Source organism: Streptomyces sp. JNUCC 63 (assembly GCF_054366325.1).
Map to the genome: position 1 here is coordinate 4,383,712 of NZ_CM135963.1, position 23,173 is coordinate 4,406,884.

Consider the following 23,173-nt stretch of genomic DNA (forward strand, 5'->3'; position numbering starts at 1 on the left):
CCGACCCGGGTCCAGTACACACGGCACCCGGGCCGGGCAGGAGTGCTCGACGGCAGCGGTCGGCACCGACTCACCCCGCGCGCGCCTGCCCCTGCTCGGGCGCCGGTGCCCACCGCGCGCGGCGACTCGCCGGCGCACGCGGGCGGTCAGCTCTTCTGCGTCTCCGGCGTCTCGCGCGTCTCCTGCGTTTCCGGCGCCGCCTCGTGCGTCTCCTGCGCCTCCAGTGTCTCCTTCTCGCGCAGTGCCTGTTCCACGGCCGCCCGTACCCGGGCGTCCTCGCGCTGCTTGCGCCGGGCGCGGCTGCGGCGCGAGCGGACGACCGCCGCGGCGGTGACCGCGATCAGGAGGACGAGGATCAGCAGCAGCGTCCACGGGACGGCCCAGCCGTGCACGGTGGCCTGGACCGGCTCGAGCGAGGTGGTGGAGCCCGACGCGTCGGTGAGCAGCGGGGTGAGGGTGGCGGTCGCGGTCAGGCCGACTCCGGGCGTCACGCCGTGCACGGGCACCCTCACCTTCCAGCTCTCACCAGGCAGCAGCTCCGGCGGCGCGGCGATCTCGCCCGCTTCGGTCCGCAGCCACCCGAACGGGCCCGAGACCGCCACCGTCTGCCCGGCCGACAGCATGGCGTTGCCGGTGTTGTGGATCGTGTACGTGACGGTGGCGTCGCCCTTGGCGAACGGGTTGGCCGAGCCGGTGTAGTCCACGTGGAGGTCCTCGATCGCGAGGCTCGGCTCGAGCTCGCCGCTGACCCGCAGCTTGACCCGGATGCCCAGGCGCCGGTCCACGTTGATGCCCTCGGCGTCGTCGGACTGCTTCAGGGAGGTGAGGATGCCGCCCACGTAGTCGCCGGGAGTGGCGTTGTCCGGGACGGTGACCGTGAAGGGGACCGTGACGGACTTGCCGGGCCGGAGCACGACGCTCTCGCGGTCGGCGTGGATCCAGGCGCCGATCCCGACGGACTTCTTGTCCTTGGTGAGCAGGTCGAGTTGGCCCGTGTCGGTGGTGAAGCCGTCGGCGGCGTAGACGGCGAGGGTGAGGGGGGACTTGCCGCGGTTGGCGACGACCATGGCGTCCTTGGCCTGTCCACCGGGGTTCACGCTGTAGCTGAAGCTGGACCGGTCGGCGCCGTAGCCGTTCGGGGCCGTCCTGACCGTCCAGGTGACGTCGCCGCCGTCCGCCACGGCGGTACCGGCCCGCAGCCCGGTGAGCGCGAAAGCCATGAGCAGGACCAGGGCGGCGGTTCGCAGGAGAGCGGTGACGGGAAACTTCCGACGGGTTGCGGGCACGTGCATCTCGGGATCCTCGGGCGTTCAAAGGGCACTCGCGGGGGAGAAACCGCGGTGGACGGGATAGCAGGATGTGGGTGCACCACCCACCACCACTCGGAGGACGATCGCCTTGCGCCCCCCGTTTCGGGCCGTCGCCACGCTGGCCACGGTCGCCGCGCTGGCCACGGTCGCCGCGCTGGCCACGGTCGCCGCGCTGGTCACCGGTTGCAGCTCCGGCGACGACTGGTCACGGCCGCGCGCCGAGCCCACCGCCGTCGGCGCGCTCGACGCGGGGTTCGTCGACCCCTCCGCTCCGCCCACCCCGGAGGCGACCATCACGCCGCGGCCCGGCTCCTGGAACGGGGTGCGCCCGCCGAAGGGCTACCGCGTGGTGCTGCTCACCGCGGGTGACGACCACCCGACCAAGGCCCTGGTGAGAGCTGTGGAGGAGTGGGCCGCGAGCGAACACGTCGACCTCAGGACAGTGGTCGCCGACGGCCCGCCCGATCTCGTCCCCAGCATCACCAGAGCCCTCGACATGGGCCCGGACCTCATCGTCAGCGCGGGCAACGACCTCGTCGACCCCCTCGCGGTGGTCACGGCGAGCCACCTGTCGCAGCGGTTCCTCGTCGTCGGCGCCGAGCTGGCCGAACCCACCCACAACGTGACGGCGGTCGACTGGTCCGGCGCCTCGTTCCGTGGCGAAGGGCTCGGTATGTCCTCCACGTACGACCCCGCCTCGTTCACCACCGGGCGTTGCGCGGCCGCCATCAGGGCGGGCGCCGCGGCCGTGCTCCACGACCTGACGGGAATCGTGATCTGGCTCGACGATCTCTAGACCCGACGATCTTCGGCCGGCGGAGTGCCCCACAACGCAACAGGCGGCGGTCCACACGGGTGGACCGCCGCCTGCCTGACAGGGCTTGGTGCGTAAGAAGAATCCGAGACCGGGGTGCGGGCTATCTCGTCGGCTTCCTGCCGGTGATGCCCAGGTACACCAACAGCGCCAGGTTCGGCCTGAGTTCGGGCTGCTTCACGCCCCAGGAGGAGAAGCCCTTCTGGTGCGAGGCGACCGCCGCGAGCATGGTGACCAGCGAACCGGCGATCGCGGCCGGGTTCACGTCCTTGTCGACCCTGCCTTTGGACTGGAGTTCGGCTACGGAGTCCGCCAGGGAGTTGTTCACGGAGTTCAGGATCTTCATACGGATCTTGTAAAAACGTTTGTCCCCCTCGGCGGCCCCGAGATCGACCACGCGCAGAATCGCGTCGTGCTTGCGCCAGAACTCCAGAAATCCGTCGACGAGTTCCTGCGCCGTCTGCCAGCCGGCCTTGCCCACCCAGGAGCGGCCCTCGAGCAGTCCGGCCAATCCGGCGCCTTCGGCCGCCATTTCTTCGGCGATTTCCAGGACGGCGCCCTCGACGTCCGGAAAATACTGATAGAAAGTCGCGGGAGAGGTCCCCGCCTTCCGGGCGACATCGATGACTTTGACGTCCCGGTACGGTGACGAGTTGAGCATCTCGCTGAGGCAGTCGAGCAGCTTCTGCCGGGTCTCCTGCCCACGTCGACCGGCCACGCGGCCGTCGACGGTACGCACTTGTCCTGTCATGTCGTCAGCTTACCGACGGGTGATCGGAGCGCGATTTGGCCGACTGCAAATGGGGTGCAGGGGGCCGGAGCGGCTGGTGTGCCTGGTGGGCGGGGTGCACGCGGCCCGGAGTAATTTGGCGGCATGGCCGAAAACAGGGCATCCGCGTATACAGAGGGCGTCCCCTGCTGGGTGGACGCGCAACTTCCCGATCTTGAGGCGGGCAAGCGTTTCTACGGCGAGCTCTTCGGTTGGAGTTTCGACGAGGGGGCGCACGACAGGTTCGTACCGGCCCGGCTGGAGGGGGAGCCCGTCGCCGCGCTCGCGCCGAAGACGGACGGCCGTATGCCCACCGTGTGGACCGTGTATTTCGCCACCCCCGACGCCCCGGCGCTGGCCGCGCGGATCAGGTCCGGGGGCGGGCAGATCGTCACGCCTCCCGCCCGGGTCGACGACCTGGGCACGGCCGCCCTCGCCGCCGATCCCGAGGGTGCCGTCTTCGGGCTGTGGCAGCCGGGCAGCCACCCCGGCTTCGGCCGGCGCCACGAGGCGGGCACCTTCGTCTGGGCCCAGTTGTACGCCCGCGACACCGAGGTCGCCAACGCCTTCTACGGCGGACTCTTCCACGACGCCCTCTTCGGCCCGGACGCCGAGCCCGACTTCGGCCGCGCCGCCGTCTCCGAGGTCTTCCCGGCCGAGATGCCGCCGCACTTCCTCGTCCACTTCCGTGTGGAGGACGTCGGGGCCGCCCTCGGCGCGGTCGGCCGGCTCGGCGGACGGGTGCAGGTGCCGCCCTTCGGGACGTCGTACGGAAACGTGGCCGTCGTCGTCGACAATCAGGGGGCGTCCTTCGCCGTACTGCAGAGGTGAAATCCACCTCCTGATAGGAAAGAGGAGGGTTTTCGCCGAGGCATCCCGTTTCGTCGCCGGGTTCGCAACCTGTGCGCCGGGCAGGAAGAATCGGGGTGTGTGCCGCCGCGGCGGTGCGGTGGTGAGACGCTGCACTTCGGTCGCGTACATATGTGGGTGGCGCGGCTCGTACGGGGAGGTGGCAGGCAAGTGGTGGATCAGCTGACGCAGCACGATCCGCGGCGGATCGGGCCGTTCGAGGTGCTGGGACGGCTGGGCGCCGGCGGCATGGGGCTGGTCTATCTCGCGCGCTCGGCGTCCGGCCGGCGCGTGGCGATCAAGACGGTCCGGACCGAGCTGGCCGAGGACCAGCTGTTCCGGGTCCGTTTCACGCGCGAGGTGGAGGCGGCCCGGGCGGTCTCCGGCTTCTACACGGCCGCGGTCGTCGACGCCGATCCGCGCGCCGCCGTGCCGTGGCTGGCCACCGCCTACGTTCCCGCGCCCTCCCTCGAGGAGATAGTGACCGAGTGCGGTCCGCTCCCGGCCCAGGCGGTGCGCTGGCTCGCGGCGGGCGTCGCCGAGGCGCTGCAGTCCATCCACGGCGCCGGGCTGGTCCACCGCGATCTGAAGCCGTCCAACGTGCTCGTCGTCGAGGACGGGCCGCGGGTGATCGACTTCGGTATCGCCTCCGGTGTTTCGAACACCCGTCTGACCATGACGAACGTCGCCGTCGGCACCCCCGCCTACATGTCCCCGGAGCAGGCCAAGGACTCCCGCAGCGTGACCGGCGCCAGCGACGTGTTCTCGCTGGGCTCCATGCTGGTCTTCGCCGCCACCGGGCACCCGCCCTTCCACGGCGCCAACCCCGTCGAGACCGTCTTCATGCTGCTGCGCGAGGGCCCCGACCTGGAAGGACTCCCGGACGAGCTGCGTCCGCTGATCGAGTCCTGCATGCAGATGGACGCCACCGCCCGGCCCAACCCCGCCGACCTGCAGGCCCAGCTCGCCCCTCATCTGTTCGGCTCCGGCTCCGACGACAGCGGTACGGCCTCCGCCTGGCTGCCCGAGCCGGCCGTCGGCCTCATCGAGTCCCGCCGCGGCGGCCGCCCGGCCGCCCAGCCCGTCGCGCCCGGCCCCCGCAGCGGCGGCCTGGCCCCTGCACTGCCCCCGCCCCCGCCCCTGCCCTCGCACGATCCCGCGTTCCCGGCGCCGCCCCTGCCCGCCCCGGTCGGCGCCCCCGACTCCGGTCCCGTGCGCCTGGCCGGCGCCCAGGTGCCGATCGGCCCCGGGCCGCTCGTCGCCGACGCCCGCGCCGCCGCCGTCAAGGCACCCCCGCCGGAGGCGGGCCTGGCCGCCGCCTGGTCCAGGCCGCGCCCCGGCGTCAACGGCGCCGACCCCGCCGTACCGGCCGCGCCGCCCGCGCACCCGGAGACCGCGAACGGCTGGCGCCCCTGGCGCTTCCGCATGTCCAACGACGTCTGGGGGACCCCGTCCGTCGCCGACGACCTCGTCTACGTCACCTCCTTCGAGGTGCACGCCCTCGACGTGGCCACCGGCCGGCGCCGTTTCAAGACCCGGGACGTGGCCTGGTCGATGGCGGTCGCCGACGGCCGTGTCCACGCCTCCGACGGGCCCACCCTGTTCGCCCTGGACGCCCGTGAGGGCGCCGACCTGTGGCGGCTGCAGACCGACGCCTGGGTGTACTCCCTCAAGGCCGACCGCGGCACGGTCGTCACCGGCACCCGCGGCGGCGGCGTCCAGGCCTGGGAGGCCGCCGGCGGCCAGAAGTTGTGGGAGATCACCGGCTGCCAGACCGACTTCGAGTCCCCCGAGTCCGGCCCCGCCGTCCACGACGGCACGGTGTACGTCTGGCAGGACGCCCGCCTGCGCGCCCTGGAGGCCCGCACCGGCGAGGAGCGCTGGTCCTACCCCATCGGCGACGCGGCCTCCTGCGGCGGCGTGCCGCTCCGTATCACCCCGGCGCCCGACGGTTGCGTCTACGTCTCGGCCGGCACCCGCGTCATCGCCGTCGACGTCGCCGGCGGCCATGTCCGCTGGCACTTCGAGGCCCCGGCGGTCTTCCTCTCCCCGCCGGCCTTCGCACCGGGTCCCGCGGTGACCGGCGGCGGGGTGTACCTGGCCGACTACCTCGGCACCGTCTACGCCCTGGACGCCACCGACGGCCGCGACCGCTGGCGCATCGCCACCGAGTCCCGCTCCGGGATCGACCCCGTGCTGGTCGCCGCCGGGCACGTCCACGTCGGCAGCGGCAACGGCCTCTACACCCTGGACGCGGTCACCGGCACGCCCAAGTGGCGCTTCCAGGCGGGCGGCGAGATCGTCGGCTCCCCGGCGGTCGCCGAGGGCCGTATCCACTTCGGCTCCACCGACCACCTCCTCTACACCCTCAAGGCCGACGACGGCCGGCTCCGCTGGAAGCTCGCCACCGGCGGCGAGATCACCGGCTCGCCGGTGGTCAGGGACGGGGTCGTGTACGCGTGCAGCAAGGACCGGTGCGTGTACGCGCTGGACGCGGAGAAGGGGACGGGGACGGCGCGGACCGCCTGACCGGCGGCAGGGCGCTCTCGGGGCAGTCTGGTGACGGCCGTCGTACCGGATACACGGAAGGGGCCTCGGACGGCGGCCGTCGGTCCAGGTGAGCGGCACCCTTGTCACCGCTCGCACGCAAGACGCTACGACGTGTACGTGATGGCCGCCATTCAGTGGCATGACCGTGGCAGGCGAGTCACCGGGGTCACGGCATGCAATCACGGGGACGCACACTCAGGTTCGCGACGGTGTCGGCGGCGGTGGTCCTCTGCCTGACGGGGTTCACCACCGGGCGGGGTCACGGGCACGGCCACCACGGTGGCGGCGGAGGCTGCGGCAGCTCCGGTCAGGACCACGACAGTTCGTCGTCCTCGTCCGGGGGCGGTGCGTACAAGGACGACGACCAGGACGACTCGTACGGCGGCTCCGGTTCGTACCGGAACCGGTACGACGACACCGACGACGGCCACGGCAGCGACGGCAGCGGCAGCGGTTCCGGCACGAGTGAGCCGGACCTGGAGAACGCGACGGTGGGACTGCTGAGCTGCGCGACCGGGAAGACGCCGTACGCGACGGTCGGGATCACGAACCCGAACAACCGCGAAGCCGGGTTTCAGGCCCGGGTCACCTCCTACGACGACTCGGGGACCCTCCTCCCGAAGGACTCCGCCGCGGAGACCTCCGTGCCCGCGAACGGCAAGGCGGCCGCCCGAGTGTCCCTCGGCAGGCGCTGCTTGTTCACGGTCGACCACTGCCGGGCGGACCGGCAGGCCGGCGCCGGGCCCTGACGGAGGCGGTGTCCGCCGACGCGGTCCGCGCCGAGCATGAGCCGGCCGCGGCGGCTCCCCCTCGGTGCCGCCGCGGCCGATCCCCCGCGGGAGACGGCTCTAGCTGGGCTCGGACGTCACGTGGGTGTTGTCCGGGGTGGTCTCGCCGCCCTCGTCGACGTCGGTGACGTGCGTGTTCAGCGGCTTGATCGGGCTGCTGGTCACGTGCGTGTTCAGCGGCTTGACGTCGTCGCCCGCCGGCGCGTCGGTGACGTGGGTGTTGTCCGGCTTGACGATCGGGTCCTTCTCGGTGTTGCTCATGGCGCTTCCTCCCCTTGGCGGATCCGTGGAACTGCGAGAGCCCACCCGGTCACTCCCCCGTGGGTGGCCGGGTGGGCCACTCGGGCCGCCCACCCTAAACCGTGGGTGTGACGGCTCTCACCGGCGGTCCGTCTGCCCCCCGACGCGACGGATCGACAACAAGAAGGATGCCGTGACGCGATAAACGAACGATGAACGCCCCGGCCGCCCTTCAGGCTGCCGCGATCGGGGTGAGGAGCCGGCTCACTTCGGTGGCCTCCGGCGAGCCCAGCTTCTCGTAGATCTCCAGGGCTTCCCGCCAGCAGACCTGCGCCCTGCCGGAATGACCGATGCCGTTGAGAGCCTTGCCCAGCACGGTGAGCACGTGACCGCGGCGCCATTCGCCCCCGATACCGCGCAGCACCGTGAGTGCCATCTCGGCGTTGCTCGCCGCCCGTGCGGGCTTGCGCGCCTCAAGATCCACCTCGGCGAGGCGGCAGAGCGTCATCCCCTCCCACAGCCGCTGACGGCTGTCGCGGAAGACCCGCAGCGCCTCCTCGAGCTGTGCGGTGGCGTCGTCGTGCTGCCCGGTCTTGCCGAGCGCCATGCCGAGGGCGTAGCGCCCGTTCGCTCCCCGCAGGGTGTGTCCCAACCTCTGATAGATGTCCGTGCCCTGACGGGCGAGGACGACGGCGGTGTCCGCTCGCCCTGTGGCGAGGTGCAGGCGCGACAGGTTGCACAGTGGGCTCGCCGATCCCGCGAGGTCACCGCAACCACGGAACTTCTCGATGGCCTGGCTGAAGTTGTCCTCGGCGTCCGCGTGGCGGTTCTGGTAGAACGCGATGCTTCCGAGAATGTTCGCTGCCCAGCAGGAGGGCAGCGGGTCGTCGGCCGCAGCGGCGAGTCGGCAGGCATTGCGGGCCTCGCGGTACGCCCGGTCGAACACTCCCGAGAACAGGCGCGCGTTGCTCAGCACCACGAAGGCCCGTCCTTCGGCGCGCACGTCACCGGCGGCCTGGGCCGCGTCTCGCAGCGCTGTGGCGACCGCCTCGTACTCCTTGGAGTTGGCGCCGGACTCCGCCAAGTCCACGGACGCCCACAGGAGGTCGATCGCGCGCCGCAGTGTTCCTTCCCCGGTCGACTGCCGTGCGCAGGCCAGGAGCGGTACGGCCTCGGAGTAGAGCCAGTCCCACGCATCCTGCCGGTTCGCGAACGTCAGGCCAGGCGTTCTCGTCGGCTCGAGATGATCCACCAGCCGATCCCCCGGCCGCTCGATCGCGTAAACCCCCGCCGCCGTCGCCAGATAGAAGTCCAGCAACCGCGACATCGCCGCCTTCCGCTCTGTCGGCGGGTGTTCGTCCCTCTCCGCGCACGCACGCGCGTAGAGACGGACCAGGTCGTGGAAGCGGTAGCGGCCGGGGGCCGCGGATTCCAGGAGGGAGGTGTCGACCAGGGACTCCAGCAGGTCCTCCGTGTCGTCCACCGGGAGGTCCAGTACGGCCGCTGCCGCCGCCAGGGAGATGTCCGGGCCGTCGGCCAGGCCCAGCAGGCGGAAGGCGCGGGCCTGGGCCGGCTCCAGTTGGCCGTAGCCCAGTTCGAAGGTGGCCTTGACCGCCAGGTCGCCCGCCTGGAGTTCGTCCAACCGCCTTCGCTCGTCCGCGAGTTTCGCCGCCAGGACCGAGACCGTCCACGTGCGGCGGGCGGCCAGCCGGGACGCCGCGATGCGGATGGCCAGGGGGAGGAAGCCGCAGGCCGCCACCACGTCGAGCGCCGCCTCGCGCTCGCTCGCCACCCGCTCCTCGCCCACGATCCTCGTGAAGAGCTGCAGGGCCTCCTCCGGGCTCATCACGTCCAGGTCCACCAGGTGCGCACCGGCCAGGTCCACCATCCGCACCCGGGACGTCACCAGCGCCGCGCAGCCTTCCGTGCCCGGCAGCAACGGCCTCACCTGGGCCGCGTCCCGCGCGTTGTCCAGCAGGACCAGGACCCGGCGGCCGTCCAGGACCGAGCGGTACAGCGCCGCCCGCTCCTCCAGCGAGTCGGGGACGGACGCGTCCGCCGTGCCCAGGGCGCGGAGGAAGGAACCGAGGACCGTCTCGGGCTCGGCCGCCCTCGGTCCGGTGCCCTGCAGGTCGACGTACAGCTGGCCGTCCGGGAAGGCGGCCCGCGCCCGGTGGGCCACGTGGACGGCCAGCGTCGTCTTGCCCACGCCGCCGATTCCGGCCACCGCCGATACGGCCATCACCCGGCCCTCGGCGGAGGACAGCACCTCGCCCAGCTCGGTCACGAAGGACGCCCGTCCCGTGAAGTCGGGTACGGTCGCCGGGAGTTGGGCAGGACGGACGGGCGTCGCCGCCGGTTCGGCCACCGGGGAGGACGGTTCGGCGAGGGCCGGGTCGGCCTGGAGGATGCGCTGTTGCAGTTCACGCAGCTCGGGGCGGGGATCCACACCCAGTTCGTCCGCCAGCAGGCGCCTGGTGTCGGCGTACACCGCCAGCGCCTCGGCCTGCCGGCCGCTGCGGTACAGCGCCAGCATCAGCAGTTCGCGCAGACGCTCCCGCAGCGGGTGCGCCGCCGTCAGCGCCGTCAGTTCCGAGACCGCCTCCGCGTGGCAGCCCTGTTCGAGGTCCATGTCCAGCCGGGACTCGAGGAGTTGGAGCCGCCACTCCTCCAGGCGGACGCGCTGCGCCTCCGCGTACGGGCCCGGCACCCCGGCCAGTGCCTCCCCGTCCCACAGGGCGAGCGCCCGCCCCAGCACCTCACGAGCCTGGCACAGGTCCCCGGCCGACCGGGCCTTTTCGGCCCGAGCCGCCGACTCCTGTGCCACCGCCAGGTCCAGCGCGCCCTCGCCCAGCCCCCGTACGGCGTACCCGCCCGACTCGCTGACCAGCACCCCGGTGCCCAGGACCTTCCGCAGCCGGGAGGCGTACGTCCGTACCGCCGCCAGCGCCCGCGACGGCGGCTCCTCGCCCCACAGGGCGTCGATCAGCTCGGCCGCGGTCGCGGTACGGCCCTCGCGCAGCAACAGCGCGGCCAGCAGGGCACGTTGCTGCGGGGAGCCGGTGGCCAGCGACTCCTCCCCGCGCCAGGCGCGCACCGGTCCGAGTACGCCGAAGCGCAGCGTCGCCGATTGCTCGGGACCCCGCTGCTCCGGTACTCGCGGTACACCGTCCATCGCTGCCCCCTGGCCCCTGCCGAACCGTTCACAACCGAGAGGCCAGTTTGCCTTGTTCATGGCAGATGCGTCAGCTCCCGGAGGCGGCGATCACAGGCCCGCGCATCCCGCGTCACAAGGTCCACACATCCTCTCCGCACGCTCTCTGCGGGCACGGTAGGGCACCCGAGGCGATCGCCGGGTCCCTGCGCGCCACCGGGTGGGCCTGCCTCAGCGTTGCTTCAGGGCCACCCGTACCGTCAGCAGATCCGTCCCCAACGCCCGTACCGCGGCACTGTTCAGCCGGGGCAGGTCACGCAGGCGGGCGACGGGGTCGTCGTCGGGGAGGAGATGCGCGGTCCCCTCGTACCAACGGCCACGGATGCGCACCCGGACCTCGGGGTCGGCACGGATGTTGCGGACGTACTGGGAACGTTCGCCGAACTCCGAGACCAGCCAGAAGGAGTCGCCGACGCGGCGGCCGCCCACCGGGGTACGGCGGGGCAGGCCGGAGGTGCGGCCCGTGGTCTCCAGGACCGTCTGGAGCGGCAGTCGGCGCAGGACGGGGTTGGCGACGCGCCGCTGGAACGTCGTGACGGCCCGGTGCTTGAGGTCGGCACAGCGGGACATACCGGCAAGTATGTCACTCGTGTCCCAGGAAGATCGGGTTGGTGAACGCCGCCATCACCCCCGGCAGGGGGCCCACCGCCGTCTCGTGGCGCACCTCGGCCCGTACGTAGGACGCGTGGGCCGGTGTCGTACGCCACTCGACGACTCCCGAGCCGGCGACCGGCAGGGGATCGCCGGCCAGCAGTACGCCCTGGTCGGTCACGAAGCGGACCGTGCAGCGGGGGACGCCGGAGGCCTCCAGGCGGACGGTCACGGGGGTGTCCCGGTCCACGTGCAGCCGCTCGCCGATGCCCGCCCGCACGCCCCGGCCGCCGGTGGCGGTGAAGGTGAGCGAGACGTGGCCGGCCTCGGCCACGTAGGAGCGGCCCGCGCGGATGCCCGCCAGGACGGCCTCGCGGGTCAGGTCGTCGGCCAGGACGACCGTCTGGGGCGTGCCCACCGCGTCCGGCGGCCGGTGGGCGTCGCTGTTGCCCATCGCCGGCAGCCACCTGCCGTGGCCTTCCCGCACCGATGTCACCAGCGTGTTGTCCCACTCGGCCAGCGCCACCTCGTCGTCCGGCGTGAAGGGGCCGTTCCAGACCTCCACGGCGTCCGCCTCGCCGAAGCCGAACTTCCATCCGCAGCCGACGCAGGTGGCGTGCGGATGGGCCGGTACGACAAGTCCGCCGGCCCGGCGGATGTCCCGGGCGAACCCGGCCCAGCGGTCGTCGCGCGCCCGGTAGCGCCAGTCGACGAAGGTGCCGGGCTCGGTCCCCAGGGCCAGGACATGGCCGTTCCTGGTCGTGACCTCCTCGCCCAGCATGATCAGCAGGTCGTCGCCGGCCAGGTCCGCCCAGTGCGGGTGCGAGGCGTGGGTGTTGTGCTCGGAGCTGTTGATGAAGTCCAGCCCGGCCGCCCTGGCCTGCGCCGCGATCCCGGCGGGGGTGCGGCGGCCGTCGGAGTGCCAGGAGTGGATGTGGCAGTCCCCCCGGTACCAGTCCCGCCCGCGCCCCTTCGCCCGCCGCGGCGGGTACACCGGCGGTACGACCGTCCCCGGCGCCCCGTACGTCAGCGTGACCGTGAGCTCGTACGACAGACCCTGCGGGGCCACCGTGTACGGGCCGAGCGCGATGTGCCAGACACCGGGGCCGACCGGCCCCGGAACGTACCCCGGCGTGGCGTCGTCCGCACGGACGAAGAACTCCGACCGCGCCCCACCCGACCAGCCCCTGAAACCCCGCCCGCCCAACTCGGTGCCGCGCTCGTCGAAGACGCCGATGTCCAGCGCGTTGCCGGGGACGCCGACCGGGACGGACGGCCTGTCGTAGGCGTACGCGACCCTGATCTCCCGTACGCCGGAGGGGACTTCGACGGGGACGTACACGTAGTCCGGCGAGCCGACGGGCAGGGTGCCGCGGATCGTCCGGGTCTCCCGGTCGCCGTCCGCGGCCCCGGCGCCGCTCGCGAAGGTCACGCCTGCCAACGTAAGCGCCATGTCGGCGCCCGTCATGGCGAGAGCGCGCCTCGGCCGCCGCACCATGCTCCTGTTTGCCCAGATCACCGCGCCCGTATCCTCGGAGGATGACGACTTCCGCGGCCTCCGGAACCGGCCCCACCGAGAACTCCCTGCGTCGTGCCCTGAAGCGTGCCCGGGACGGCGTCGCCCTGGATGTGGCCGAGGCGGCGGTGCTGCTGCAGGCCCGGGGCGAGCACCTCGACGACCTCGCCGCGTCCGCGGCCCGGGTGCGGGACGCGGGGCTTCAGGCGGCCGGGCGGCCCGGTGTCATCACCTACTCCAAGAGCGTGTTCATTCCGCTGACCCGGCTGTGCCGGGACCGGTGCCACTACTGCACGTTCGCCACCGTGCCCGGCAGGCTGCGCCGCGCCGGGCACGGGATGTTCCTGTCGCCCGACGAGGTCCTCGACATCGCCCGCAAGGGCGCCGCGCTGGGCTGCAAGGAAGCGCTGATCACCCTGGGCGACAAGCCGGAGGAGCGCTGGCCGCAGGCGCGCGAGTGGCTGGACGCGCACGGCTACGACGACACCATCGCCTACGTCCGCGCCATCTCCATCCGGATCCTGGAGGAGACCGGCCTGCTGCCGCACCTCAACCCGGGCGTGTTGACCTGGACCGACTTCCAGCGCCTGAAGCCGGTGGCGCCGTCCATGGGCATGATGCTGGAGACCACCGCCGAGCGGCTGTGGTCGGAGCCGGGCGGTCCGCACCACGGCTCCCCGGACAAGGAGCCGGCCGTGCGGCTGCGGGTGCTGCAGGACGCCGGCCGCTCCTCGGTGCCCTTCACCTCCGGCATCCTGATCGGCATCGGCGAGACGTACGAGGAGCGCGCCCAGTCGCTGTTCGCGCTGCGGAAGATCTCCCGCGCCTACCACGGCGTCCAGGAGCTGATCATCCAGAACTTCCGCGCCAAGCCGGACACGGCCATGCGCTCCATGCCGGACGCCGAGCTGGACGAGCTGGTGGCCACGGTGGCCGTGGCCCGGCACGTCATGGGCCCGTCCGCCTGCCTGCAGGCCCCGCCGAACCTGGTCGAGGACGAGTACGCACGGCTCATCGGCGCCGGCATCGACGACTGGGGCGGCGTCTCCCCGCTGACCATCGACCACGTCAACCCCGAGCGGCCCTGGCCGCAGCTGGAGGAACTGGCCGAGAAGTCGGCGGCGGCCGGCTTCGAGCTGCGCGAACGGCTCTGCGTCTACCCGGAGTTCGTGCGCCGCGGCGAGCCCTGGCTGGACCCCCGGCTGCTGCCGCACGTGAGCGCCCTGGCCGACCCGGCCACCGGCCTGGCCCGCGCGGACGCCACCGTTCAGGGCCGGCCCTGGCAGGAGCCGGACGAGGCGTTCGCCGCCACCGGCCGCACCGACCTGCACGCCACCATCGACACCGCCGGCCGCACCGCCGACCGCCGCGACGACTTCGACGCCGTCTACGGCGACTGGGAAGCGCTGCGCGAGGCGGCCGCCCCCGGCATGGCACCCGAGCGCCTCGACACCGACGTCCGCGCCGCCCTCGCCACGGCCGCCGACGACCCCACGCGCCTGACCGACGCCGAGGCCCTGGCGCTGCTGCACGCCGACGGCCCCGCGCTGGACGCGCTGTGCCGCGTCGCGGACGACGTGCGCACCTCGGCCGTCGGCGACGACGTCACCTACATCGTGACGAGGAACATCAACTTCACCAACGTCTGCTACACCGGCTGCCGCTTCTGCGCCTTCGCCCAGCGCCGCACCGACGCCGACGCCTACACCCTGTCCCTGCAGCAGGTGGCCGACCGCGCGGCGCAGGCCTGGCAGGTGGGCGCGGTGGAGGTGTGCATGCAGGGCGGCATCCACCCGGACCTGCCCGGCACCGCCTACTTCGACATCGCCCGGGCGGTGAAGGAGCGCGTCCCGGGCCTGCACGTGCACGCCTTCTCCCCGATGGAGGTGGTCAACGGCGCCACCCGCACCGGCCTGTCCATCCGCGACTGGCTGACGGCCGCGAAGGAGGCCGGCCTGGACACCATCCCCGGCACCGCCGCCGAGATCCTCGACGACGAGGTCCGCTGGATCCTGACCAAGGGCAAGCTGCCCGCGGCCACCTGGATCGAGGTGGTCACCACCGCGCACGAGCTGGGCATCCGCTCCTCCTCGACGATGATGTACGGCCACGTCGACCAGCCCCGCCACTGGCTCGGCCACCTGCGCACCCTGGCCCGCATCCAGCAGCAGACCGGCGGCTTCACCGAGTTCGTCACCCTGCCCTTCATCCACACCAACGCCCCGGTCTACCTGGCCGGCATCGCCCGCCCCGGCCCCACCCCGCGCGACAACCGGGCGGTCACCGCGATGGCCCGCCTGCTGCTGCACCCGCACATCCCCAACATCCAGACCAGCTGGGTCAAGCTGGGCACCGAGGGCGCCGCCGAGATGCTCCGCTCCGGCGCCAACGACGTCGGCGGCACCCTCATGGAGGAGACCATCTCCCGCATGGCCGGCTCCTCCTACGGCTCGTACAGGTCGGTCAAGGAGCTGATCGCGGTGGCGGAGGCGGCCGGCCGCCCGGCCAGGCCCCGCACCACCGTCTACGGCGAGGTCCCGGAGGAACGGCAGCGGGCGGCGGCGGCCTCGGACGGCCACCTGCCCGAACTGCTGCCAGTACTGGACTGAACCGTACGGGCGGTCACCCACACCGCCCGCAGTACGATGATCCAACCCCCGCCCGAGGGGCCGAGTAGCAGCCGAGGAGATGCGTGCCCATGCCTGCCCGAATACCCTCGTGGGCCTGGGTCAGCGGACTGACCGCCGGAGCGGTCGCGGCGGTCGTCGTGCTCGCCGTACAGGCCGACCAGGGCCCGCACCCCACGGCCTCGGCCGCCCACCACCGGCCCGCGCCCTCGGCGAGCGCCCAGCCCTCCGCCGCCCCGAAGCCCCCGGCCCCGCCGGCGGTCCCGGCCGACTCGGGGGCGGGCCGCCGGATCGTCTACGCCCTCGCCCAGAAGCGGGTGTGGCTGGTCGACGCGAGCGACAAGCCCACCCATACCTTCCCGGTGTGGCCGGGCACGGTGAGCCCGGACCCGGACTCCTACGCGATCTCCCGGCGCGTCCCCGCGACGACCGGCTCGGACGGCGTACAGATCGAGCACATCATGTACTTCGCGGGCAAGTCGGGCGTCTTCATCGCCTTCAGTAACGCCGTCGACGGCTCCTCGCCCCCGCCCCCCGCCTCCGGCGCCAAGACGGGCGGCATCCGTACGGGCAAGGACGACGGGGCCGCCCTGTGGACGTTCGGCGCGAAAGGGACGCGGGTCGTGGTCGTCGAGTAGCGTCACCGGCCGCTCCCTTCCGGCCGCTTCCCGAACAGACCGTTCCCGTTCGATTACAGTGGCGAGCTGTCGTACGTACGGACGGTGCCGTGGGGAGGTCTGGGTGGGTACGACGTCCGGTGCCGTCTGGGGGCGTGCCGAGCAGCAGGACTTCCGTAGCCGGGTGCGGGGGACGTTGCTCGGGGTGGCCGTGGGGGATGCGCTCGGGGCGCCGGTGGACAGGCTCGATCTCGGGGGGATACGGGAGGCCCACGGGGGCGAGGGGATCGTGGATCTCGCGCCCGCTCACGGGCGGCGCGGGGCCGTCACCCACTTCACGCAGCTCACGCTCTTCTCCGTCGACGGACTGATCCGGGCGCAGGTGCGGCGCGACACCGGGGTCTGGCATCCGCCCACCGATCTGCACCGGGCGTACCTGCGGTGGGCCGCCACCCAGCGGGACTGGGGGCCCGACGAGCGGCGCAAGGACGACGGGTGGCTGGCGCGGGAGGAGTGGCTGTACGCCCGCCGGGACCCTGCCCGCGCGCTGCTCATCGGGTTCGGGGACGACACCATGGGCACCCTCGACACGCCGAAGAACCCCGCCGAGGCCGGCCCCGAGGCAGCCGTCCGGTCGGCTCCCTTCGGGCTCCTCGTCGGGTGGGAGCCGCAGCTCGTCGCACAGCTCGCCGTCGAGTGCGCCGCGCAGACCCACGGGCACCCCACCGCCTGTCTCGCCGCCGGCGCGTACGCCGTGATCGTGCACGCCCTCGCCCGCGGTGAGGGTCTCGACGGGGCCGTGCAGAAGGCACTGGCGCTGCTCGCCGCGCGGCCCGGGCACCAGCCCGTGTCCGACGCCCTGCAGCACGCGCTCGGCGCGGTGCGGCAGGGTATGCCCGGCCCGGCGCGGGTGGAGGAGCTGGCGGGGGAGGGGACGGCGGAGGGGGTGCTCGCCGCGTCCGTGTACTGCGCGCTCGTCGGCGAGGACGTACGGCACGGGCTGTGCCTGGCCGTGAACCAGAGCGGGCCCTCGGGCGCGGCCGGTGCGCTCACCGGCGGGCTGCTCGGGGCCCTGTACGGCGAGACGGCCCTCCCGCCGGCCTGGCTGGCCGAGCTGGAGGGCCGTCCCACTCTGCTGGTCCTGGCGGACGACTTCGCGATGGAGATGACCCAGGGGCCCGCACTGCACGGGCCCACCAGGTCGTCCCCGGGGTGGCTGGCCAGGTATCCCCGCGGGGTCTAGCTGTATCCGGGCGCCGCTACGAGGGGTGTGACCCAGATACGCGTCAAAGGGGCAATGAGATGATCTTGAAGCCCTGAAGGGCCTGACCCGTCACCCGTTCGGCTCAGTGTCGTTGATGGTGATGTTGTTGTCGTCTTGGGCCGAGGTGGGTTGTGACCTCGATCGAGCGGACCGCGTACCCGCGGTTCAAACGGCTGATCACCGCGCATGAGCTGCATCTGTTCTTCTCGCCAACTCGCGATGAGTTGGAGTGGGCGGCCGAGGCGACGGACGGTGACGAGCATCTGCTGGCCCTGCTGCTGATGTTGAAGTCGTACCAGCGCATGGGGTGCTTCCCTGCGCTGGAAGACGTACCGGAGCAGGTGGTGGAGTTCGTCCGGCGTCACGTGGAACTGCCGGAGGGCACCTTGCCGGTGTACCGGGCGGAGAGGACCGCCAAGCACCACCGCGGGCTGGTCCGCAAGCGGGTCGGCGTGAAGTACGACCAGGCGGAGGCCCGGCGGATCGCGGAGCGGTCGATCCGCGAGGAGGCCGCGGCGAAGAACCGGCCGGCGGACCTGATCAACATCGCACTGGAGAAGGTGGTGGAGGCCGGGCTGGAACTGCCCGGCTTCTCCACCTTCGACAAGATGGCCTCGAAGATCCGTACCGAGGTGAACGCCTCGATCTGCGCGGGCATCCACGACCGGATGAGCGCCGTTCAGCGGGCGGGGCTGCTGCGGCTGCTGGAGGAACGCGACAGTGATGGCACGACGCTGTTCTACCGGCTGAAGAAGCCCGCCAAGGGGCCGAGCTGGTCGCACTTCAAGAGTCTGACCAAGCGCCTGGAGTGGGTGGACGAGCTCGGCGACACCGCGGTCTGGGTGGACGGCGTCACCTCGGGGAAGATCACCGACTTCGCCGGGGAGGCGGACGCGGGGGACGCCCCGGCGCTGCGGGACTACGCGCCTGTCAAGCGCATCGCGCTGATCGCGTGCCTGGTGCACAAGGCGAGGATGCGGGTCCGCGACGACCTGGCGACGATGTTCTGCAAGCGGGTGGCGACGAAGATCAAGAAGGCCAAGGCCGAGCTGGAGGAGATCCGCCTGCGCCAGCAGGAGATGGTCGAGGCCCTCATCGGGAACTACCGCACCGTGCTGAAGCACATCGACGAAGGCGGCCCCGCCCAGGGGGCCCTGGCGAAGGCCGCGGCCATGACCGCCGAGGCAGTGAAGGCCCTGGACGGGCTGGACGAGGAAGCGTCGGCCGAGGAGGTCGCCAAGCGGCTGGACGGCAAGGTCTCCCCGGCGGTGCTCGCCATGGCGAAGGCCTTGGTGGTGCAGGCCGGTGGGCTCGGAGCGGTCACCAGGGCCGTGGAGGGCTTCGGCGGGTTCGCGAAGCAGTACGAGCAGATCGAGAAGGTCTCCGCCCACCACGGGAACTTCTGGGAGGTGCTGCTGTACGGGCAGATCGGCCGGGACCACGCGGTGATGTTCGACCTGGCCGAGAAGCCGGAGTTCACCGCGACATCCGAGGACGGGCGGGTGCTGGACGCGCTCGCACACACCCAACGGCACCAGAGCGCCCGCGGCGAGTACATCACCGCCCTCGACGAGGAGGGCAAGGAGGTGGACATCTCCTTCGCCACGCAGAACTGGCGCAGGGCCGTGGCGGACAAGACCCGGTCCGGGCAGTTCGTCCGCAAGCATTTCGAGGCGATGGTGTTCACCGCCCTCGCGGAGGAACTGCGCACCGGCGACGTCGCGGTGGTCGGCTCGGAGGAGTACGCGGACTGGTCCGAGCAGCTGCTCGCGTGGGAGGTCGTCCAGGAGAAGCTGGCGGTCTACCTGGTGGAGGTCGGCCTCGCCGAGGAGGGCGAGACCGCCGAGTTCGACGCCCGGTTCTTCCGCCGGCAGCTGGAGGACAAGCTCCGCAGCGCCGCCGCGGCGGCGGACGCCGGATACCCGGACAACGAGGGCCTGGTCATCGACCCGGAGACCGGTATCCCGGCGCTGAAGCCGCACCGCTCGGAGGGGCAGCGGCCGTCGGCGAAGCGGCTGGAGCAGGAGATCAAGGCCCGGATGCCGGAACGCTCGCTGATGGGGATCGTGGCCCGCACCGCGTACTGGGTGGAATGGTGGCGCCGCTTCGGCCCTGCGTCCGGCAACGAGCCGAAGCTGGAGGACCCGTTCGGCCGGTACGTCATCACCACCTTCGTCAAGGGCACCAACATGGGCCCGTACGAGGCCGCTCGTCACATCCCCGGAGTCTCGGGGCACGAGCTGTCGTACGTGGCGAACCGACACTTCTCGATCGTGCTGCTGAACGAGGCGATCGCCGACCTGGTCAACGCGCACGCCCGCCTGGACATCCCGCAGGCGTGGGGCGACGGCACGGCCGTGGCCGCCGACGGCACCCACATGGACATCTACCTCGACAACCTGCTGGCCGAGACGAGCGTCCGGTACGGCAAGCCGGGCGGGATCGCCTACCACCACATCTCCGACACCTACGTCGCGCTGTTCACGCACTTCATCCCGTGCGGGGTGTGGGAGGCCGTCTACATCATCGAGGGCCTGCTGAAGAACACCTCCGAGGTGCAGCCGACCACGGTGCACGCCGATACGCAGGGCCATGTCGCAGCCGGTGTTCGCCCTCGCCCACCTGCTGGGCTTCGACCTGATGCCCCGCATCCGGAACTGGAAGGACTGCACGTTCTACCGACCGTCCAGGCAGAGCGAGTACGTGAACATCGACGCCCTGTTCGGGGAGCCGGGCAAGCATGTCATCGACTTCGACCTGATCGAATCCCAGTTCCGGCACCTGATGCGGGTGGCCGTCTCCGTACGGGAGGGGGCGATCTCCTCCTCCACGCTGCTGAAGCGCCTGCGCTCGGGCTCGCGGAAGAACGCCACCTACACCGCCTTCCGCGAGGTCGGCCGCGTGATCCGCACCGCGCAGCTGCTGCGCTACCTCTCGGACGCCCCGCTGCGCCGACGGGTGACGGCGGCGACGAACAAGGTGGAGTCGTTCAACCGGTTCTGCCAGTGGATCGGGTTCGGCAACCGCGGGGTCATCGCGGACAACGACCCGGTCGAGCAGGAGAAGGCGATGAAATTCAATGCTCTGCTCACGAACGACCTGTCATCTTCCACAACGCCCTGGACATCGCGGAGATCGTGCGGCAGCTGCTGGAGGAGGGTTGGCAGATCGAGCCAAAGGACCTGGCCCAGATCTCGCCGTACCTGACCGAACACATCAACCGGTTCGGCGAGTACCCCACCCACGAGCTCGGCATCCAACCCGAGGCGTACGACCCGCGCCTGGACGTCGACTTCACGGTACTCAGAGGCGATGCCCCGACGAGCGAGAGCTACTCACCGGCCGCCTGAACCGAAAATCCACCGTCCAGGAAAGCGCCCTGGTCACGGCTACTGCTTTGCGCGGCCGGCTGAGGCCAGTTGGGTGTCCGCGCCGGAGCTGACGTGCCGTTGGGTCTCCTGGGGGCCGTGCCAGTCCAGGCACATCACGGTGGCATCGTCCTCCAGCTGGCCGTCGGCGGCGTCCCGTACCGCGGACGTCAGCATCAGCGCGGCCTCCCGCGGGTGCAGGTCCCGGGTGCGCTCCAGCAGGGCGGGCAGGTCGACTTTCTCCCCATGACGTTCGAGCATGCCGTCGGTGAACATGAGCAGACGGTCACCGGGGCGCAGATCGAGGTCCTGAACGCGGTAGGGGTGGGGCGCGAGCTCGGACAGCCCGAAGGGATGGTCCACCTCGCAGGTGATCGCCTCCGCGGCCCCCTCACGTATGCGCAGTGGCCAGGGATGGCCGGCGTTGACGAGCTGGGCCTGCCCGGTGTGGAGGTTGATGCGCAGCAGCTGCCCGGTGGCGTGGCCGTGGCCGTGGTCGATCAGTGCCTGGTCGGCCCGGTGGGCCTGCTCGGCCAGGTCGGCTCCTGCGCGGCGGGCGCCGCGCAGGGCGCTCACCAGGACCGTGGCGGCCAAGGCAGAGTCGATGTCGTGGCCCATGGGGTCGGTCACCGAGACATGCAGGGTGTCGCGGTCCAGGGTGTAGTCGAAGGTGTCACCGCTGAGGTTCTCGGAGGGCTCCAGGCTCCCGCACAGGCTGAACTGTGCAGCCTCGCACGACAGTGACGAGGGCAGTAGCTGGTACTGGATCTCTGCTGCCAAGGTGGGGGGCCGGGAGCGTTTGCCCCAGATGTAGAGGTCGGTGAAGCGCCCGTTGGCGATCACGATATAGGCCAGGACGTGGGCGGCTTCCCTGACCGCATCGAGGACGTCCTCGCCGGGGGCGGCCGGAAGGAGCAGTTCCAGCAGTCCGATGGCATCCCCCCGGTTGGTGACCGGCACGATCACCCGCTGTCCCCGGCCGGCCTCCTCCTGGTACAGCCGCTGGGTACGGATCACCTGCTCATAGACACTGCCGAGCATGGGGATCCGCTCCGCTTCCCGCCCACCCTCCGCAGCATCAGTGGTGGACAGCCGCGCCACTGCCTTCCCTGTCAGGTCCACGATAAGGAAGGAGACATTCGTGGCCTCGAGACGCCGCCGCAGGTCCTCGGCGACCACGTCGACTGCCTCCACCGGCGCGGCCGTCTCCGCTGCCGTCAGCAGCCGGGGAAGTTCACTCTGCCCACCACTCACGACCACGATCCCTTTCGCCGGCCCCTCATACCAGCCTGGGAACCACAACGGTGAGCGTCAATTTGTGACCAGTCACAGTAAGTGAAGGTGGTCACGTTGTGCGTTCGCAGAAATGAGTAGTTCTGAGAGACCGCGGACCTCCACCGGACCGTGTCCGGTTTGTCCCTGATCTTCGTTCTCACAACCTCTCGCAGAACAGCTTTCGCACAATGCCCCGCGCGATAGGTTCTGCGACGTGCCAGAGCTCGCCGGACCGGCCGCCGCCGTCGAACAGTTCGACTGCCCCACCTGTGAGGTGCCCGCCGGAAGCACCTGCCGCACCCGCGGCGGCAAGGGCGCCCCGAAGTACCACACCCCGCGCTTCATGCTCGTCCCCCAGCTCCGCGCCGAGCTCGAAGTCCGCACCCCCGCCGACCGCGGCCCCGGCCGCCCCTGGGAGCTGGGCCCGGCCATCGACGCCGCCGTGCCGGAGGCCGCGACGAAGCCCACGAGGGTGGGCTACGCCCGTTGCAGTACCGCCCAGCAGGAGCTCCAGAGCCAGCTCGACGCGCTTCAGGAGGCCGGGTGTGACCCGGTCTTCTCGGAGAAGATCAGCACCCGGGTCAAGGTCCGGCCGGAGTTCGTCAAGGCGATGGACTTCGCCCGCACCATCAAGAAGGCCGTCCCTCACCAGCGGGTGATCTTCACCGTTCACGAGATGAAGCGCCTGGGCCGCGGCGCCGCCGAGCTGCTGACCATCGCCGAGGACCTGCGCCACCACGACATCCAGCTCGAACTCCTCACCGGCCCCCTCCAAGGGGTCTACGACCCGTCCGGGCACGGCGCCGCCCTGTTCGCGTTCTTCGCCGGCATGGCCGAGTCCGAGCGCGAGTACATCCGGGAGAAGTCCCTCGAAGGCCAGGCATCCGCCCGCGAGCGCGGCCGGCACGGCGGCAGGCCCAAGGTCGTCGACGACGACATGGCCGTCTACGCGCGATCTCTGCGGGCCAACGGGGTCCCCGTTCCCGAGATCGCCCGCAAGTTGGTCATCACCTCAGGCAAGAACCAGGGCAAGCGGCCCTCGGTCGCCACCGTTTATCGCATCCTCGCCGAGGACGCCGAGAGCGCCGAGTGAGCCCGGACGCCGTCAGGGCTTCAAGATCAACTCATTGCCCCTTTGACGCGTATCTGGGTCACACCCCTACGACGACTGCGTCCATACCACGTTGTTGCCTGTGCTCGCCAGGGCCGGGACCGCTGCGGCCACTGCGGAGTCGCCGCTTCCGCCCCACCCGTGTTGACCTGCTCGATGATCGCGAGCCGTCACCGGCGCCATGTCCCAGGTGAAGACGGCGGCGATGGAGTTCGCGTCAGAGGAGCACCTGACGGGCGCTGCGCGTGGCCATGTAGCGCTGGGCCTGTG

17 protein-coding genes and 1 pseudogene are annotated in these 23,173 nt (G+C 71.6%); 11 read left to right on the forward strand and 7 right to left on the reverse strand.

Translation table 11 applies throughout. The features are described from left to right. Positions 1–146 precede the first annotated feature (146 nt). The gene (locus ACX25U_RS20265) at positions 147–1,292 is read right to left on the reverse strand and encodes a WxL protein peptidoglycan domain-containing protein (RefSeq protein ID WP_454394077.1); all 1,146 of its coding nucleotides are present in this window, start codon (positions 1,290–1,292) and stop codon (positions 147–149) included. A gap of 106 nt (positions 1,293–1,398) precedes the next feature. Between ACX25U_RS20265 and ACX25U_RS20270 the strand changes: the two genes are divergently transcribed. After that, a complete protein-coding gene (locus tag ACX25U_RS20270; protein WP_454394079.1) occupies positions 1,399–2,106 on the forward strand; it encodes a hypothetical protein in 708 nt (235 codons plus the stop codon). 121 nt (positions 2,107–2,227) lie between these two features. Here ACX25U_RS20270 and ACX25U_RS20275 read toward each other — a convergent pair whose 3' ends face one another. Then, on the reverse strand, positions 2,228–2,863 hold the full coding sequence (locus ACX25U_RS20275) for a TetR family transcriptional regulator (RefSeq protein WP_454394081.1): 636 nt from the start codon (positions 2,861–2,863) through the stop codon (positions 2,228–2,230). 135 nt (positions 2,864–2,998) lie between these two features. Between ACX25U_RS20275 and ACX25U_RS20280 the strand changes: the two genes are divergently transcribed. The 3 genes from ACX25U_RS20280 (at position 2,999) to ACX25U_RS20290 (ending at position 7,041) form a co-directional block, all read left to right on the forward strand. Continuing rightward, a complete protein-coding gene (locus tag ACX25U_RS20280; RefSeq protein ID WP_454394083.1) occupies positions 2,999–3,724 on the forward strand; it encodes a VOC family protein in 726 nt (241 codons plus the stop codon). A gap of 189 nt (positions 3,725–3,913) precedes the next feature. Further along, a complete protein-coding gene (locus ACX25U_RS20285; RefSeq protein WP_454394085.1) occupies positions 3,914–6,271 on the forward strand; it encodes an outer membrane protein assembly factor BamB family protein in 2,358 nt (785 codons plus the stop codon). Positions 6,272–6,465: 194 nt separating this feature from the next. Beyond that, a complete protein-coding gene (locus ACX25U_RS20290; RefSeq protein ID WP_454382119.1) occupies positions 6,466–7,041 on the forward strand; it encodes a hypothetical protein in 576 nt (191 codons plus the stop codon). A gap of 99 nt (positions 7,042–7,140) precedes the next feature. Here the strand turns inward: ACX25U_RS20290 and ACX25U_RS20295 are convergent, their stop codons facing one another. The 4 genes from ACX25U_RS20295 to ACX25U_RS20310 all read right to left on the reverse strand — a co-directional run bounded on the left by ACX25U_RS20295 (position 7,141) and on the right by ACX25U_RS20310 (position 12,623). Continuing rightward, positions 7,141–7,341: a hypothetical protein gene (locus ACX25U_RS20295; protein WP_454382120.1), complete on the reverse strand. Its 201-nt coding sequence runs from the start codon at positions 7,339–7,341 to the stop codon at positions 7,141–7,143. Between the two features lie 211 nt (positions 7,342–7,552). After that, entirely contained in the window at positions 7,553–10,495 is a 2,943-nt protein-coding gene (locus tag ACX25U_RS20300; protein ID WP_454382121.1) for a BTAD domain-containing putative transcriptional regulator, read from the reverse strand. A 210-nt stretch (positions 10,496–10,705) separates the two neighbouring features. Next, positions 10,706–11,104: a nitroreductase/quinone reductase family protein gene (locus tag ACX25U_RS20305; protein WP_454382123.1), complete on the reverse strand. Its 399-nt coding sequence runs from the start codon at positions 11,102–11,104 to the stop codon at positions 10,706–10,708. Positions 11,105–11,117: 13 nt separating this feature from the next. Next, entirely contained in the window at positions 11,118–12,623 is a 1,506-nt protein-coding gene (locus ACX25U_RS20310; RefSeq protein ID WP_454394387.1) for a CehA/McbA family metallohydrolase, read from the reverse strand. A 41-nt stretch (positions 12,624–12,664) separates the two neighbouring features. Here ACX25U_RS20310 and ACX25U_RS20315 point away from each other — a divergent pair, with 41 nt between their 5' ends. The 6 genes and pseudogenes from ACX25U_RS20315 (at position 12,665) to ACX25U_RS20340 (ending at position 20,499) form a co-directional block, all read left to right on the forward strand. Continuing rightward, complete coding sequence (locus ACX25U_RS20315; protein ID WP_454382125.1) at positions 12,665–15,250, forward strand: bifunctional FO biosynthesis protein CofGH; 2,586 nt, start codon at positions 12,665–12,667, stop codon at positions 15,248–15,250. 89 nt (positions 15,251–15,339) lie between these two features. Beyond that, the gene (locus tag ACX25U_RS20320) at positions 15,340–15,906 is read left to right on the forward strand and encodes a hypothetical protein (RefSeq protein WP_454382127.1); all 567 of its coding nucleotides are present in this window, start codon (positions 15,340–15,342) and stop codon (positions 15,904–15,906) included. Positions 15,907–16,009: 103 nt separating this feature from the next. Then, positions 16,010–17,128, forward strand: coding sequence for an ADP-ribosylglycohydrolase family protein (locus tag ACX25U_RS20325; RefSeq protein ID WP_454382128.1), 1,119 nt, complete (start codon positions 16,010–16,012; stop codon positions 17,126–17,128). A 152-nt stretch (positions 17,129–17,280) separates the two neighbouring features. Then, positions 17,281–19,725: pseudogene (locus ACX25U_RS20330) on the forward strand (Tn3 family transposase); the annotation flags it as partial. A gap of 64 nt (positions 19,726–19,789) precedes the next feature. Then, entirely contained in the window at positions 19,790–20,356 is a 567-nt protein-coding gene (locus tag ACX25U_RS20335; RefSeq protein WP_454394389.1) for a Tn3 family transposase, read from the forward strand. Beyond that, on the forward strand, positions 20,254–20,499 hold the full coding sequence (locus tag ACX25U_RS20340) for a Tn3 family transposase (protein ID WP_454394391.1): 246 nt from the start codon (positions 20,254–20,256) through the stop codon (positions 20,497–20,499). The genes ACX25U_RS20335 and ACX25U_RS20340 overlap by 103 nt, the downstream gene beginning before the upstream one ends. A gap of 39 nt (positions 20,500–20,538) precedes the next feature. On the opposite strand, the gene ACX25U_RS20345 is transcribed toward ACX25U_RS20340, so the two are convergent. Next, positions 20,539–21,771: a PP2C family protein-serine/threonine phosphatase gene (locus tag ACX25U_RS20345; protein WP_454382129.1), complete on the reverse strand. Its 1,233-nt coding sequence runs from the start codon at positions 21,769–21,771 to the stop codon at positions 20,539–20,541. A 235-nt stretch (positions 21,772–22,006) separates the two neighbouring features. Here ACX25U_RS20345 and ACX25U_RS20350 point away from each other — a divergent pair, with 235 nt between their 5' ends. Further along, the gene (locus tag ACX25U_RS20350) at positions 22,007–22,885 is read left to right on the forward strand and encodes a recombinase family protein (RefSeq protein WP_454382130.1); all 879 of its coding nucleotides are present in this window, start codon (positions 22,007–22,009) and stop codon (positions 22,883–22,885) included. Positions 22,886–23,173 lie beyond the last annotated feature (288 nt).